The sequence below is a fragment of the Nocardia acidivorans NBRC 108247 genome, from assembly GCF_001625085.1.
GTDB classification, from domain to species: Bacteria; Actinomycetota; Actinomycetes; order Mycobacteriales; family Mycobacteriaceae; genus Nocardia; species Nocardia acidivorans.
The window spans coordinates 1-15,619 of sequence record NZ_BDAW01000099.1; the positions used below are offsets into that span (position 1 = coordinate 1).

General features: G+C 64.6%; 14 protein-coding genes and 1 tRNA gene. 9 read left to right on the forward strand and 6 right to left on the reverse strand.

All coding sequences use genetic code 11. The annotated features are described in order from the left end of the window. The first annotated feature begins 780 nt into the window (after positions 1 to 780). From NA10_RS32340 to NA10_RS32355, 4 genes are all read left to right on the forward strand, one after another. Entirely contained in the window at positions 781 to 1,389 is a 609-nt protein-coding gene (locus NA10_RS32340; RefSeq protein ID WP_067574513.1) for a hypothetical protein, read from the forward strand. Positions 1,390 to 1,911: 522 nt separating this feature from the next. After that, entirely contained in the window at positions 1,912 to 2,547 is a 636-nt protein-coding gene (locus NA10_RS32345; protein ID WP_157556895.1) for an EndoU domain-containing protein, read from the forward strand. 29 nt (positions 2,548 to 2,576) lie between these two features. Continuing rightward, positions 2,577 to 2,924, forward strand: coding sequence for a hypothetical protein (locus tag NA10_RS32350; protein WP_067574515.1), 348 nt, complete (start codon positions 2,577 to 2,579; stop codon positions 2,922 to 2,924). Between the two features lie 546 nt (positions 2,925 to 3,470). Continuing rightward, positions 3,471 to 4,187, forward strand: a complete 717-nt coding sequence (locus NA10_RS32355; RefSeq protein ID WP_084515618.1) for a tyrosine-type recombinase/integrase — start codon at positions 3,471 to 3,473, stop codon at positions 4,185 to 4,187. Positions 4,188 to 4,271: 84 nt separating this feature from the next. Here NA10_RS32355 and NA10_RS32360 read toward each other — a convergent pair. Next, positions 4,272 to 4,347: transfer RNA gene (locus NA10_RS32360), tRNA-Ala, on the reverse strand. Between the two features lie 200 nt (positions 4,348 to 4,547). Here NA10_RS32360 and NA10_RS32365 point away from each other — a divergent pair. Genes NA10_RS32365 through NA10_RS32375 form a run of 4 tightly spaced genes read left to right on the forward strand, consistent with a single transcriptional unit; the run spans position 4,548 to position 9,241 of the window. Beyond that, the gene (locus NA10_RS32365) at positions 4,548 to 5,684 is read left to right on the forward strand and encodes a serine/threonine-protein kinase (protein ID WP_281180282.1); all 1,137 of its coding nucleotides are present in this window, start codon (positions 4,548 to 4,550) and stop codon (positions 5,682 to 5,684) included. Positions 5,685 to 5,689: 5 nt separating this feature from the next. Further along, complete coding sequence (locus NA10_RS37295) at positions 5,690 to 5,836, forward strand: hypothetical protein (RefSeq protein WP_157556896.1); 147 nt, start codon at positions 5,690 to 5,692, stop codon at positions 5,834 to 5,836. Positions 5,837 to 5,846: 10 nt separating this feature from the next. Next, entirely contained in the window at positions 5,847 to 7,037 is a 1,191-nt protein-coding gene (locus NA10_RS32370; protein ID WP_157556897.1) for a hypothetical protein, read from the forward strand. Next, positions 7,034 to 9,241, forward strand: a complete 2,208-nt coding sequence (locus NA10_RS32375) for a GAP1-M domain-containing protein (protein WP_067574519.1) — start codon at positions 7,034 to 7,036, stop codon at positions 9,239 to 9,241. The genes NA10_RS32370 and NA10_RS32375 overlap by 4 nt, the downstream gene beginning before the upstream one ends. Before the next feature lies 1 nt (position 9,242). Here NA10_RS32375 and NA10_RS32380 read toward each other — a convergent pair whose 3' ends face one another. Both NA10_RS32380 and NA10_RS32385 read right to left on the reverse strand, forming a co-directional pair. Next, on the reverse strand, positions 9,243 to 10,655 hold the full coding sequence (locus NA10_RS32380) for a condensation domain-containing protein (RefSeq protein ID WP_067574520.1): 1,413 nt from the start codon (positions 10,653 to 10,655) through the stop codon (positions 9,243 to 9,245). 228 nt (positions 10,656 to 10,883) lie between these two features. After that, positions 10,884 to 12,059: a cytochrome P450 gene (locus tag NA10_RS32385; RefSeq protein ID WP_067574521.1), complete on the reverse strand. Its 1,176-nt coding sequence runs from the start codon at positions 12,057 to 12,059 to the stop codon at positions 10,884 to 10,886. A gap of 34 nt (positions 12,060 to 12,093) precedes the next feature. Here NA10_RS32385 and NA10_RS32390 point away from each other — a divergent pair, with 34 nt between their 5' ends. Next, positions 12,094 to 12,906, forward strand: coding sequence for an SAM-dependent methyltransferase (locus tag NA10_RS32390; RefSeq protein WP_067574522.1), 813 nt, complete (start codon positions 12,094 to 12,096; stop codon positions 12,904 to 12,906). A gap of 10 nt (positions 12,907 to 12,916) precedes the next feature. Here NA10_RS32390 and NA10_RS32395 read toward each other — a convergent pair whose 3' ends face one another. The 3 genes from NA10_RS32395 to NA10_RS32405 form a co-directional block, all read right to left on the reverse strand. Then, complete coding sequence (locus tag NA10_RS32395; RefSeq protein WP_067574523.1) at positions 12,917 to 13,357, reverse strand: hypothetical protein; 441 nt, start codon at positions 13,355 to 13,357, stop codon at positions 12,917 to 12,919. Continuing rightward, positions 13,354 to 14,193, reverse strand: coding sequence for a hypothetical protein (locus tag NA10_RS32400; protein WP_067574524.1), 840 nt, complete (start codon positions 14,191 to 14,193; stop codon positions 13,354 to 13,356). The genes NA10_RS32395 and NA10_RS32400 overlap by 4 nt, the downstream gene beginning before the upstream one ends. Before the next feature lie 299 nt (positions 14,194 to 14,492). Continuing rightward, entirely contained in the window at positions 14,493 to 15,569 is a 1,077-nt protein-coding gene (locus NA10_RS32405; protein WP_067574541.1) for a polyprenyl synthetase family protein, read from the reverse strand. Positions 15,570 to 15,619 lie beyond the last annotated feature (50 nt).

The window sequence follows — 15,619 nt, forward strand, 5'->3', positions numbered from 1 at the left end:
GACACTGGGGCTGGTACCGCTTCTGCGGTACCAGCCCCAATGGAGTCGGTTCGTGCAATGCCACCTTTGGTGGAGCTAAGGGGATTCGAACCCCTGACCCCCTCACTGCCAGGGAGCCGGAGACTGTGACCCGGCGTCCAAGAAATGCCATTGTGTCCAGGTCGAGGCGGTTTCCGCGTCCAGTACGTACCGCCCCTTCCCCGGTGGATGACCCAGTCTTGGCACGTTCTTGGCACGTCGGAAACGTGGCGATACCTGACCCATCAATTCCCGCCGCGACGACTACATCTGGACCAGGGTCGGAGAGATCGCTGTGCAGGGGGTCGCGCGATGCGCCGCCGCCCTCTCAATCCTCACCGCGGAACCGCACCCTCTGTTGTCGAACCCCCGAACCCATATCCGAGCCGTCGACTCCGTGTGACCGACGGACATGTTGCCGTCGACTGTGCAGCCCTCGGAGTCCACACTCCCGCCTCGGCTGGACTTTTACGGCCGAGGCAGCGGCGTACCTGCGACGAATCACCCCTGCGAGGCGCGGCCGGTGATGAGAGAGGCTGTGGGACAGCATGACTCACCGCATCGGGTGAAGGCGCACTCACCCGACCCCAGTAAGAGGACGTGACAATGACTTCCGAACCTTCGACGACGAATCCCTCTCGACAAGCGGCGTTTCGCGGTGTTCGATGGGTCCAACCATCGCATCACCGGGAACCAGCACAGGCGCTGTTGCGCGGCCACCGTCCACGTCGCGGCGCAGCCGCACCGGGACGGGACGCCACCGTGGGAATCGACATCACCTGCCCGAGCTGTGGGCACGACGACCGTGTTCAGCGCGTTCCGGCCATTCGGGCGACCGGCACGACCACGGTCTACGGCACCGACTACCGCTCGGGCGTGGCTGTCGGTTCGACAGGCATGATGCCTGTCGTCGGCTCGAGTATGACCGAGCGGACCTTCACGACCAGCCTGTCCCAATCGCTGGCGTTGGCACCGCTGCAACGGCGTTCGGGCAAGCTGGTCTTCGTCGGTCTGATCCTGTCGATTCCCGCTCTCTTTGGAATTCTCATCGCCGTCGTCAATTTCTCCGATCCTATGTCGACAACGCCGCTGCCGGTATTTTTCCTCGCGAATTTCCTATTGATCTCTGCCTTAGCTACTCCGTCGCTGTTGCTGTTCTGGACCGCGTCTCATAGATCTCGCCGAAACAGTCGAATCGCCAAGGGCATCTCGGTCAGTAAACACATCTGGAGCACCGGCCACTACTGCCATCGATGCGGTTACTGCTTCTGGCCGTATCCGATCGCACCAGGAATACCGGCACGCCAAGCCATCACCCCGGATAACTTCCGCAGGTTCGTCTGGAGCTCAGGCGGCTACGCCAATCTGTGAAGGCTGCGCATCCCCATACCGACGGTCGCGCAGTCGCACCGATCCACCGCCCGCAGGTATTAATTCGGGCGGCTCGCACACCCGTGTCCGGCTAGCAAAACAGAGTGAAACATCCGCTGCTTATCGCGCGCTGGACTCCACCGAATGCAAGCATTCTCGCCCTGGTTTGCTGGCGCCATCTCGGTGACGTGTGAGAATACCGACCGAACTCCCATATCGCCTGCAGGGATAGCTCGATAGTCGAGCGCACTCGAATTCTTGATCTTAGCGCTCGCCAGAGTGTTCCATAGCTTCTAGCCGCGACGGCATTGCCGTCGCGGCCTTTTTTGTGTTTCCATCTATTGGAAGGCGATCCTCGATGCCTGTCCCTACATCTGCTCTCCCGCATTCCTGCGGGGTCTGCCAACCCGCAACATCCCAGCCACGCACAGCGGCAACCGAGACGGCCCACACTCCGGCTTCTACAAAACGGACATCAAGATCGTGCCGCCTGTGCAGCCCTCTCAGGGCAGCGTGACTTGGGTGCCTGATAGTCCCGGATCCCAGACCGGAACCCTGAAGGGCAACCTACATACCGGTGTGGACAAAGGCTTCTCGCTCGGGAACCAGCTGCTCATATCCAAGAACGGCGAGTACATCGACGTTCCGGTCAACCATCACGGCAACGACTACAGCTGGGAGATTCCCGACGTCAAGTCCGGCGATCGCATCCAGATATGGCAGCAGGTCACTTTCTATTCTGTTAGCTACAGCGAGTCGATGGTTACATACCAGAATACTGTTGTCCCGCAACAGTATCCGCCCTCGAACAAGATCAACGTCAATCCGGACAATAAATGGGCGATCTACAACGGTGACCCAGTCACCGGGCACGGCGGCCACGGATGGAATGCGAAGAACCCGCTACCGGAGAAGGACGTTTTCCCGGAGTCATGGAACGCGGACAAGATCGCGGCGGCGGCAATAGCGATCGCCAAGAACCCCAAGCCGTACCCCAAGCAGCCACAACGTGGTAGTGACAACTATCTGATTAACGGCTACTACGACGGGCTCAATATCAACGTAGTTGTAGCGCCCAACGGCGACATCGTGACCGCCTGGCCCGACCCTGGCCAGCCGGGTGTCGGCCGAAGGGGTCCAGACGGCGTGACACGCTGATGCTGACATGAGAGCCTGAAAGGTGAAACGTGAACGATGCTAACCATGCTCAACAGCTGACCAATCACCGTTGGTGGAGCGAGCGAATCGATGCCCTTCTCAGCGGCCTGCGAGGGCGAATCGAACAGGCCGACGCCGAGACCGATGCCGAGAGCCCGTTTCCGTACTATGACGCGCTGCGGAACCAGTCAGAATTCCCCCTGCTGGTCGATAGCATCGCGTCCCTACTGTCCAAAGAACAGATTCCGATTACCAACGCTGAAAGCGAAATACTCCGGGAATTGATGTACAGGGTCGAGAGTCCACCGTCGTTCTTTCGCTGCTTGAACGACCGCGAAACCGTGATGGCCTCCTTGAATGTAACGGAGATACCCTGAACCAGCGCTCGGCCTGGCTAGGCGAAGCTCGTTGCGGTTATGCGGCACGGGCGAACACTGCCGCAACGTTTGAGCAGTTCACGCACCCGTTGACTCGCTGCACATCATCGCTCGCGGTCTCGTTCGAGCACCCTTGACTGTCCCACGCGAGGTCGCACATGTCAGGCGAGAGCTTCTAAGTTAGATCGAGCGAATAACGTCATGCCGTGAGCTTGCCACGGTGCGCGGGCCCGACCCGGGAGGCGTATCCGACATCCTGCATTCGGCTAGTTAGACACTTGCTATCAAAATCAGGTCCTGGCCAGGATTTGATCCAGGTGCCCGGTGGGATGCTCCCAATATTCGGCTGCCCGCCGTCTGGATTGGTGTGGCTCTCTAATGGCTTGCCTCCCACCGGGTGCCGTGCAGGGAGTGTTGAGGTTCCCCCCGAATTGTGGACAGTTGGTTACGCGGCGTTAGCCGATGCTGTCGTGAGGGACTGTTCGTAGCGGATGGGGCTGATGCCGCCGATCGCTGAGTGTGCGGTCGACCCTTACGGCCTTGTCCATGATGGTCCAGTCCTACGTGGACCAGGGGAAGTTGCCGCGCAACGTCGTAGCGTTGGTGGAGCGCCCGGCAGATGAGATCGACGACAGGGACGATGACGACGACGCCGACGATCCGAAGGCGTGGACGGTCGCGGAGGTCGAGCGATTCCGCCAGGCGGCTCAGGCCCACCGGCTTTACGCCGCTTGGCTCATGTCCACGTACGGCATGCGCCGCTCGGAGGTGCTGGGAATGAGGTGGACCCGGTTCTCCGAAGCCGCATTGAAGGTCCGCCGGGGCCGAGTCGCGGTCGGAACGACCACGGAAGAGAACCTTCCCAAGTCCAAGCGGTCCCGCCGGGATCTTCCACCCCCTGCTGAACTGGCCGCAGCGCTTCGCAGCCTGAAACGCGTCCAGCGGGCCGAATGCCTGGTGCTGGGTATCGAGTGGACCGACGACCGTCTGATCGTGGTGGACGAAGCGGGTACTCCCCTCCGACCTGAGCGATATACCGATGAATTCCAGCGGATCTCACGCGCTGCCGGGCTGCGGCGTATCCAGCTCAAGGGGCTTCGGAATTCGTCCGTGAGTTCCATGCTGGCCCTGGGGATTCCGGCGCACATTGTGGCGGCGTGGCATGGGCACGATCCGGCGATGTCCCTGTCGATCTATTCCGTCGTCCAGGGTGAGGACTTGGCGGCGGCCGGATCTGCGGCCTTCGGATCTTTAGCCCAATGAGGGAGGTCTCCCGAGAGTTGGCACGTTCTTGGCACGCTGGCGGTGCCCAACTCCCCTAACGGGGAGTGGATTTCGTGTCTGACCTGGTGGAGCTAAGGGGATTCGAACCCCTGACCCCCTCACTGCCAGTGAGGTGCGCTACCAGCTGCGCCATAGCCCCGTTGCCCTGATTGGTGCGGGCGACTGGGAGAAATTACCCGGGAGCGGGGGTGAACTGCAAATCTGCTGGTTGGCGGGGTGGATGCTGGTGATCGTGGGGGCGGCTGGGGTTTTGCTGAATGTGTTGGGGGGCACGGAAATATGGGGGGTGCGGCGGGGTGGGGCGCGCGTAGACTCGGCGGGGATTCGAGGTTGTCCTAGGTGGGCCGAGGGAGCGCGGTTCATCGGGCTTGGAGGGATCGTACGCGGTTGAGGCTGATCAATGGCCGGTATGAGCTTCGGGAGCTTGTCGGCAGAGGGGGCATGGCCGAGGTCTGGGACGCCTGGGATCGGCAATTGCGTCGCCGGGTTGCGGTGAAGGTGCTCGACTCGGGGAGTCTGCTGCCGCTGGAACAGGATGAGCGGATTCAGCAGGAGCGGTTCGAGCGGGAGGCGCGGATCGCGGCGCAGATGAATTGCGTGAATATCGTGACCGTGCACGATGCGGGGGTTTTCGTCGAAAACGGGCGCAGGTACCCGTTTCTGGTGATGGAGTTCATCGCGGGCGAGAACCTGCGCCAGCATCTGCGCTATCGGGAGAATTGGGCGCTGCCCAGCCTGCTGCGGGTGCTTACCGATGCGCTCGGCGGGCTCGTGTACGCGCATTCCAAGCGGGTGGTGCACCGGGATATCAAGCCCGAGAACATCATGATCTGCCAGGACGGCACCGCCAAGCTCGCCGATTTCGGCATCGCCATCGAGATGCGGGAGAACATCCAAAGGCTCACCCAGGTGCATCGGGCCCTTGGCACGCAACAGTATTCGGCCCCGGAGTATCTACACCACGGGCAGATCACCCATCTCAGCGATGTGTACTCGTTCGCGGTGGTGTGCGCGGAGGTGCTCAACCACGCGTACGGCCCGGCCGGAATCCCGGATGAGATCAAAGTCGTACTGGAGCAGTCGCTTTCACCGGATCCCGCGCAGCGGCATCGCTCCGCGGCCGAGTTCCAGCACTACTTCCGCGAGGCCGTCGAGCGGTCCGCGCAGATCCGGCGCACCGCGATGCCCATCGCACCGGACAACCTCGGCCCCACCCAAACCTCGGTCCTGACACCGGGCGTCCTGCTCGAGCCGGAGCCGGAAATCTCTGACCCACTGGCCTATTCGTCCACCTGGAGCTTCCTGTCCGCACCCGTCGTGGCATCCAGACAGCGGCTGCTGGCCGGATTGTCCACCGATGACTACCGATTCGTCGCCGCCCTGCTGGCCACCACCGCGACCATCGGAATCCTACTGGGCGGCTTGGCATTCACACTACTGACCTGGGTGGTCGTCGAGATCGGGAAGCTGTTCTGACGGTGATGAGAAATCGGCAAGTGGGCACGGCATGGCAACGGTACCTCTACCCGGGATCGCGTGCCTCACACTGGATCCGACTCGGCGTCCGCGTCGGGGTGACGTTCTTCGTGCTGACCATCGCGATACTCACCTACGCGGTGCTGTCATGAGGTGCACCGCGTGAGAACCGTCTGCCTGAACTGCCTCACCGAATTCCGCTACGACCGCGAACGCAATCGCTGGTACACGGTCATCCGGCAGCGCAACGGAGGCTTCGCCAAACAGATCGAAACCTACTTCGACAAGCTGAATCTGCGGTGCCCCAAGGGATGTGAACTCGACCCGGTCACCCTGGACCATCCCACCAAGGTGATTGGATTCGTCGGCGAATCGGCCTCGTCCAAGAGCCACCTGATCGTCTCGATGATCCATTCGATGATGAACGATCCGCGCTTGGCCAGCCAGTTCTCCTTCATCGTCTCGCCCAAATCCGCGACCCTGTGGACCTCCCTGGAGGCGCGGTTGCTCGATCGCCGTGCCCTGGACGCCACCGGCCCACGCCGCATGGCCATGGATCAGACCCAGCGCACCGACGGCCTCGCCATGAACGCCCAGCGCCAATCCCAGGGGCACACCTGGGCGGGCCTGGAACAGCGCAGACCCATTCTGGTGACGGCGTATTCGGTGCACACCGCCAGCGCGGTGAACCTGGCCTTCATCGATGTGGCGGGTGAGGACATCGCCGACGGCGCGGTGGCCGCGCGGGTGAGCCCGCACCTGGCGGTGGCCGATTTCCTGTGGTTCGTGGTGCCGTCCACGCTCAACAAGCAGTATCTGGCGCTCATGCGCGAACAGGCCGCGCCCGACGATCAGGAGAGCCTGAACAATATCGTCGAGCATTCGCAGACCGTCGGCCGCACCACACTCATGATCGATCAGATCGCCAAACTGTGGCGCGCGGCCAACAGCTACCCGATCCAATTGCCGATCGAACCGCCGCGACTACATGTCTCGACCATTGTCGCCAAGACCGATCTGCTCTCGATCCTCGATCTTCCCGAGGCGAATATTGTTGCCCCGCCCGCGAATTGGGCGGACAGTCCGGTGAGCAGCAATGGTTCGGGCAATGCCTACGATCCCCCGCGCATCCTGGAGCGCTGTGAGATCACCAGGAACCTGGTGCGGCAACTGTTCCCGGCGGTCGACTCGGCGCTGTCCATTCACTTCCCGTGGAACATGTATTTCCCGGTTTCGGCGGTAGGCTGCGGCAAACGCGGCAATGGCACGTATCCGGTGTTCAAGCCGTACGGCGCGGCCGACCCGGTGGTGTACATGCTGGAGATGATCGAGGAGCTACGGGCCTACCGATGACAGGATTTCCGCAGCTGGTGTGTGGCTGGGCACTGGTGAATCTCGAATCCTCCGGCGCCGGCGTGGGTGTGGTGGCTCGATCCGGGAATTGGCCTGCGGCACTGGGATTCACGGTGCGCGAGCTCGGATCGCTGGTCAGTCTGCCCGAAGGCGGGGAGCCGATCGGTTTCACCCTGGAGTTCACCGTGACGCGAGGGCTGGCGGTGGCCGGGTTGAAGACGCCGTCGCAGGTACGGCCCGGCACCTGCGTGGCGCATGTGATCGCGGGTGATCCCGCGCAGCTCGATGGAGCGATCGCCCTGCGACTCTTCGCCTCCGGCGGATTTCTCACCTCGTTGAACGGTTCGGTGTCACCGACCGAAAACTGGGATCCGGTGGTACCGGATTGGGCATCGCACGGCTTCGACGCCGCCGCCGAGACGGCGCTGGAGCAGCCGTGGCTCCCGGTGCTGCTGGGCGCGGTGCTGGCGCATCTGGCCGGACAGGGGCCGACCATCGCGCTCCAGGTGCGCGATACGGGCGACGCGGTGCGCATGCTGACCGCGCTCTACGGCATGATTCCGCGAAATGTGCTGCGCGAGTTGACCTTCTCCACAGGCAGCTCACCGCTGGCGGAGATGCCGTCGATCACCACGGTGATCGGGGACGCCGCTGTGCCGGACCGCCGGATCATCAGCGCCGACAGTCGTATCGACAATATCTCCGAGACCTACCAGCGGCTCGGCCGCGATATCGTGGAACACCGCCGCGCCGGAATCACGCTGCCGTCAACACTGGTGTCCGTCAACGATATTCGGCAGTGGTGTTATCAACAGCACCTGCGCACCCTGGAACCCGCCATCCTGGATGACGCGCAGATGGTGCAGGTGCTCACCGATCCGACCCTGACCCCGGAGTGGTTCACCGATGCCGCGGTGGCCCGGCGCGCCATTCATCTCGCCCTCGACCGCGCCGAGGTCACCGCGGCTTTGGCGAATCTCGAGGTGCGCCACGAGATACGTGTGGTCTTCGAGCAGACCCTCATCGACTGCGTCATGACCGATGATCGTGATCGCGGCCGTGCCACCCGCGTCGCACAGGCGCTGGGATTCGATCTCAGCGACGTCCTGGTCGCCTCCGCGTTCCGGCGGCTGGACAATGGCACGCTCAGCGTCAGCGATGCGAAAACCGTGTGGCCGCGACTACAGCGGGACTGGGCCACCGGCGACACCGATGAGCGCAAGGCGATAATCGAACGGCTGCAACGACATCGGGCACTGCGCGATTTCACCATCGGATCGCAGGACCGCTATCTGGTGTACGAGACGGTGCGCGCGGAGATCAGCGATCCGGCGGTGCACACCGGCAGTAGTCAACTGCTGCGCGCCGCCATGTACAGCCAGCTGCCGATCGTCGCGCAGCTCATGGTGAATATCTCCTGCACCAGCCGCGATCGATACATTCTGGAGCAGATGCTGGCCTGCGCGCCCGCGGATCGACTGCCCGCCCTGGTCGCGGAGTGCACGCGATATCCGGCCGTGGACGCCTTCGAACTCATGAAGGCCGTCACCATCGTTCGCGCCGATCCCGCGGAATTGGTGGCGGGTTTGAGGCCCGCGTGGACGGCATTGCGGCGTGCGGCGGGAGTACCGCAGCCGATCGAGAAACTCATGGTGCTCGATGCCGACGCCGCCCAGCCCGACGGGCGGTCCGGCCGCTCCCGGCTGCGGCAGAATATGTTCGGGCGCAAGGGGAATCGCGGCAACTGGAGCAGGTCGGAGGTGTCGGCGCTGCTGCGCGCGGCCGCCGATGATCCGCCGGTGATCGAGGAACACTTCGAGATGCTGCGCGCGGCAATAGATTCCGATGTGGAGTTCGTGGCGAGCTGTATGGCCGAACGCTCCGCGGATTCCAGCGGTGCGGCGGTGCTGACCCAGATCATGCTGTGCGCCGCACACGAACGCGTGCCCGCACTGCTCACCGCCTGTGCGCAACAGCGGGACCTCGACCCCTACGTACTGCTGCGCGCCGTCGCCGATCTGGACCTGGAATCCGCCGCGCTGGTGGAACTGCTCGCCGGTGGCTGGCCGCACCTGCGCACCCGCCTGGACCTGCCCCGCCGGATAGCGACCCTGGTGACGCTCGACGCCGCGGCAGCGCTGCCCGCCCGCCTCAAACCACTGAACCCACCGAAGAAGCAGCGGCGCAACGGTTTCTGGCGCTGAATCAGGGACGCGGCCGACTACGACGGGGGCGGCGGCGCGCGGTTTCATCCAGCAGCGGGGTGATCGGACCGGTGTATCCGGTGGCGATCAATTCGACCGTGGTGAGGAACTTCTCGGCGAAGCGTTCGGCGGTTTCGGGGTCGAAGCGAGCGGTCGGGTAGAGGAAGGGGCCGTCGATTCCAGTGGGTGCGCCGGTGGCGTCGTAGTGCTCGGTGAGGCCGAACTCCAGATCGTGTTTGGCGCGCACCACACCGGTCGGGACCTCGCTGACCTCGAGGCCGCCCCATCCGGACACACCGGGCGGCGCGGCGTCATCGCGTTGCAGGATCAAGGTGGCCTGGAAGAGCGGATGGTTCGCGTCCTGCGGGAGGCTGCGCAGCAGCCGCGGATTGGAGGTGTCGGGATTCGCGAAGGCGGCCAGGGCGACTCGGCGCACCTGATCGAGGAGTTCGGGCATATCGGCGGCGCGGTCCAGGCGGATGCGCATGAGCACGTCATCGGCGAGATTGCCGACCAGATCGGCGAGCAGCGGATCCCCGCGGCCGGAGACCGCGGTCGCCACCGTCACGTCGCAGGATTTGGCGAAGGCCGCCACCGCCACCGCGAAGGCGGTTTGCAGCAGCATGAACACGCTCGATCCGCTCTGGCGGGCGCGCAGCAGCAGGGTGCGATGGATATCGGCGTCCAGCCGCACCCGAACCATCGCCCCGGCCGCATCGCGATGTCCGGAACATGTTCTGTCATAAGGAAATTCGAGCGGGATCGGCCGTCCGACCAGATTGTTCGCCCAGTACCGCAGCTGGGTGCTGGCCCGGCTGCACGGGTCGTCGTACGCGCCCAGATACTCGTGCTTCCAGAGCGTGTAGTCGATGTAGTCGACCGGCAGCGGCTGCCAGGCCGGAGCCTGCCGCCCGACCCGCGCCAGGTACGCGGTCACCAGATCCCGCATGAGCGGTCCGATCGACTGCCCGTCCAGCGAGATGTGGTGAACCACCAACGCCAGCACCACATCCCGCGCGCCCAGCCGGTACACCCGGGCTCGGATCGGCACCTCGGTGCCCAGATCGAAGGCGCGACCGCAGAATTCGGCGATCCGCTCGGTCAGTTCACCGGCGAAGCTGTCCACCACCCGCACATCGATGCGCGCCACATCGGCATCCATCACCACCTGGATCGGACCGGTGGAGGTCGCCGGATAGCAGGTCCGCAAGGGCGCGTGCCGCCGCATGACATCGTCGATGGCGGCGATCAGCGCGGTGAGATTTACCGCCTGGCCACGAATCCGAAACGCGCGAGCAACATTCCAGTCAGCGGAGTATCCGGCGGCCGCCGCATGCCACATGCGCTCCTGCGCGGGGGCGAGTGGGATCCGCGGCGCGCGCGGCATCCGCCGCAGCGGCATCGGCTCCGCCACAATCTGAAGGAATTCAGCGACGTCAGCGGGCTTTCGCCGAACGGTCGGAGTGGTCCAGGCAGCAACCGGTACAGCCATAGCCGCCGTCCTCTCAGCTGCCATTGACACCACACCACCGCCGCCCAAGAATCCGGCAGCGCTGCGGGACGACAGTGCGGCAACCGTAGCAAAGAGACGGCTATTCGGGGGAGCCAGAAAAGAGACCCGGACCACTCCCCCGAATCCGCCTCAGCGCCGTGTGACGGTGGTGGGCAGGCTGGCGAAGCCGCGATTGTTCGAGGAGTGGATGCGGCGCAGGCCCTCCGGATCGATGTCGTAATCGGAGACGACGGCCGCGATCTCGGTCAGGGCCGTACGGAGCTCCAGCAGACCGAGATTCGAGCCGAGGCAGTGGTGTCGGCCGCTGCCGAAGACCAGTGAGGCGCTGGTGTCGCGGTCCAGGTAGAACGAGTCCGGATCGGAGAACACCTCCGGATCACGGTTGGCCGCGCCGGTCAGCAACAGGACGCGCGCGCCCGCCGGAATCTCGACCCCGTGCAATTCGATCGGCTCGGTGGTGGTCCGCAGATTGGTCTGGGTGGAGGGATCCCAGCGCATGGACTCGTCGATCCAGTCCTGGATGCGACCGTCCAGGGCGAGGCGGCGCTGATCGGGATGCAGCCAGCCCGCGTGCCAGATATTGCCGAAGCTCAGCATGGCGGTTTCGATGCCCGCGCCGACCAGCAGGATCAGTACGCCGACAATCTCTTCCGGGGTGAGCCGATCATCGCCGTCCGCGGCGTCGAGCAGTCCGGAGAGCAGATCGTCCCGGCGTTCCCTACTGCGCTCGATGGTCAGCTCGGTGTAGTAGCCGACCAGCGCGCCGATGGCCTGCATGGCTTCGGGCCGCAGATCGGTGGACTCCTCCTCGGTGTACATGATCTCCATACCGAGTTTGCGGATCATCTCCCGATCCGCCTCGGGCACACCGACCAGTTCGGAGATCACATCGGTCGGGAACGGCCCGGCGAATTCGGTCATGAGATCGAAGCTGCCGCGCTCGAGCAGCGGCTCCAGCACCCCGCGTGCGATCTCCCGTAGTCGCGGCGCCAGTGCCTGCACCCGGTGCGCGGTGAACGCCTTGGTCACCAGTCCGCGCAGCCGGGTGTGCTTGGGCGGATCCATGGCCACGAAGGAGAAGAACCGTTCCGCCTGCGGTCCCCAGAACGCGGGCTCCATCCGAATACCGTTCACACTGGAGAAGCGGTCGGAGTCGCGCAGTGCGGCCAATACATCGGCATGCCTGGACAGCGCCCAGAAATCATCGGTTTCATTACGGTAGACGGGGGCCTCGGCACGCAGCCTGGCATAGTGAGGGTACGGATCGGCGTGAACTTCGAAGTCGTATGGGCTGTAGCGCGACATGATCAAACACTAATCGAATTGGATTGGGAGCGTTGTGAACTCGGAATCGGCAGCGGAACGGATCGACACCTCCAAACCGCATCCGGCCCGTCGCTACGACTACTGGCTGGGCGGTAAGGACAATTTCCCGGCCGACCGCGAATCGGCGGACGCGGTGGCCGAGGCGTTTCCCACGGTCCGCCTGGCCGCGGTGGAGAACCGCAACTTTCTGCGCCGGGTGACGCGGTACCTGGCCGCGGACGCCGGGATTCGCCAGTTCCTCGATATCGGCGCGGGCCTGCCCACCGCGGGCAATGTGCACGAGATCGCGCAGGGCATCGCCCCGGAGTCGCGGATCGTCTACGTCGACAATGATCCGATCGTGCTGGTGCACGCGCGCGAACTGCTGAACTCCGCGCCCGAGGGCCGGACCGCGTACCTCGATGCGGATCTGCGCGATCCGGAGCGCATCCTCGGCCATCCGGATCTGCGCGCCACCCTGGATCTGAATCAGCCGGTCGCGCTCATGCTGGTCGCGATCATGCACTTCTTCACCGATGACACCAAGCCGTACGAGTTGGTCCGCACGCTCTGCGAGGCGCTCCCGCCCGGCAGTCACCTGGTCATGTCGCATGCCACCAGTGACTATCTGGAGGATGAGGACCTGGCCAGGACGACCGAGGCCAATCAGCGCAGCGGCGTGCCCTTCCGGCTCCGCTCCAGCGCCGAGTTCGCGGAGTTCTTCCGCGGCTTCGAACTGGTCGCGCCCGGCATCACCTCGGTGACCGATTGGCGGCCGGACGAGTACCGCCCGCAGCCGCGCGCCGAGGCGATCTCCATGCTCGGCGGCGTCGCCCGTATTCGGTGAAACGGCCGAATCAGAGCCTGCCGGTATCCTTCAACACCCGGCGGGCCTGAGCGAAGAGCATGCCGACATTCACGGTTTTTCGGCAGACCACGACTATCACCACATCGTCGCGACTCTCGGTGCGAATGAAAAGGTGTGTCAGGTTATCGCTATTGACCAGAATTTCCTGAAAATAGTGCCGCTCCAGCCGAATTCCGCGCCGCTCCTTCCAAATATCCTCGATCATCACCACATTGCGGCCCTGGAACAGATCGAGCGTGGCGGCGGCGAGCAGATCGAGCACCTCCTGCGGATGATTGTCGACGGTCTCCACCGCCAACAGCATTCCGGTGGTCATATCGATGGCGCCGGAGGCCAGGCATTCCGGAACTTCGGCGCGCAGCACTTTGACCATGATTCCGATTCGATCGGAGAGACTGTTGGGCCCGGTCGGATTCGCCGTGGTATTCATTGCGTCCTTTCAGATTTCCGCACGGTGGCGGCTCGTTGTAATGCACGGGTGGCCGTTTGCGGCGGGCGCGGCGGCAACGTGTCATTGATGCCGCTGGCGCCGCGGCGGCGGCGCGGCAGCAGGGATCTGGCGTCACCGCGCGCGGGTTCGGTCATGGGCAGCTGCACGCGTTCGAGCGGAGCGATGCCGAGCAGATCGGCGTCGAGCATGCGCACCACCTCGACGGTGACCGCGTAGAGGCTGCGGCTCAGCAGCATGGCGATATCGCGGCAACTGTGCCGGCCGTTCACCCGGAGCAGGATCTCCTGCCGCTGCGCCCCGCTGTGCCGCTCATCGTCGGGGCTGCCGAGCAGCGCACGACCGGTTTCGGTGAGCACCAGGTGATTTCGATGCGGGGAGACCCGGCCGTGCGCGAGCGCGTTGAGGCGGCGCTCGGTCTCCTCGAGCAACCCGAGGATGTCGATACCGGAGGGCAGGTCCGGCTCCGGCGGCGCGGCGGGCGGATCGGGCCAGCCGCACTCGGCGACCCAGCCCGCGGTGATCGCGAAGACGCCGTCCAGCGCCGCCATACGGGCAACCAGGCGCAGATCGGCCGCACCGGTGGAGACGCGGCCGGGTCGCGAAAGCAGTTGCCGCACACCGGGTGCGCCGGGGGAATCGACGGTGATCAGTTCGCCGTCACGGAAATACAGATCGCCGCCGGGCTCACCGGTCACGCGCAATACCCCCGTGCGCGCGGTGGCCGCCGCATTCGTCGATTCCCGGACCAATTCGCGAGCCGACTCCCGGCCGAGCACCGACAGGCGACCGGACTCGGCGAGAGGACCCGTGGTCATGCTCGAACTCCTGCAAATGGTCACGCACGAATAGCGAAAAACACATGCCTGGTTGGTATTTCGGCACAACTTCCGTAGATCAGGAGCGCCGCGTGCTGGATATCCTTACAGCCCATCAGTTTTGGAGCAACGGAATCCGGTGAATTAGGGACCAAAGTCCCACGGCCATGACGTCAAGCCACCTATGCGCGAGGGTTGCCAATGTCCGGAATTTGCCGAAATCCCCGATACAGCAAAAAATACCGGCCGGACGAATTCGACCGGCCGGTATTGACGAAACGGACTATTCGGCGATTCCGTCAGTGATCGCGCTCGACCACACAATCCGCCAGCTCCAGCAGATCCCGCGCACCCCGATATCCCGAGACACACGATTTCGCCGCCCGCACCCGGCGAATGGACTCGGCCTGCGCCCACCGCCTGCCGCCCGCCCGCGCGATAAGGTCCGCGGCCCGCAGTGCCGCCGGTGCGTCGAGCGGCTCCTCCGAGCAATACAGATCGGCGAACTCCCGTCCCGCCGCGGTACCCGACTCCAACGCCACCACCACGGGCAGACTTCGCTTGTGCCGCATGAGGTCATTGCCGACCGGCTTACCGGTGCGCGCCGGATCACCCCAGATGCCCATCAGATCGTCCACCAACTGGAACGCGATACCCAGCTCCCGGCCGAAGTGGTCCATGGCCTCCACCACCTCCGGGCGGGCCCCGGCGCAGAGCGCGCCCATGGCACAGGCGCAGCCGATCAGCGCTCCGGTCTTGTATTGCAGCGTCTCCAGGCATTCCTCAAGGGTCACTTCGGTTTTGGACTCCGCGGCACAGTCGCGCTGCTGACCGAGACAGAGTTCGATCACCGCCTCCTCCAACCGGGCGATACCGGACAGGCCCGCGATCGGCGCACCGGCCAGGGTCCAGACGGCCAGACCGTGCATGGCGTCCCCGGCGAGCACCGCATCGTCGACGCCGAAGACCCGCCAGGCGGCCGGGCGGCCGCGGCGCAGTTCATCACCGTCCATCACATCGTCGTGCAGCAGGGTGAAGTTGTGCACCAATTCCACTGCGGCAGCGGCATGTACGGCCATATCCGGGGATCGGTCCGACTCACCGCGACGGGCCGCGGCCCGCGCCGCGGCGAGCACCAGGGCGGGGCGCAGACCCTTACCCGAGGATTCGCCGACCGTCGGGGTGCCGCCCGCATCCCACCAGCCCAGGTGGTAGCCGACGACCAGCCGCAGTTCGGCGGGGAGCGTATCGACCGCGGCGCGCAGCAGCGGTCTGGTCAATCGCTGTGCGCGCGACAGGATTCCGGTCGCATCGCCGCCCTCCACCCATGGCATCGCGGTGCCGAAAGCGGGATCTGCCGCTGCCGAGGAACTCATGGCCACCTCCATTGACACTGGGACTCGTAGTCGCCGAGTCGATCTCGTGG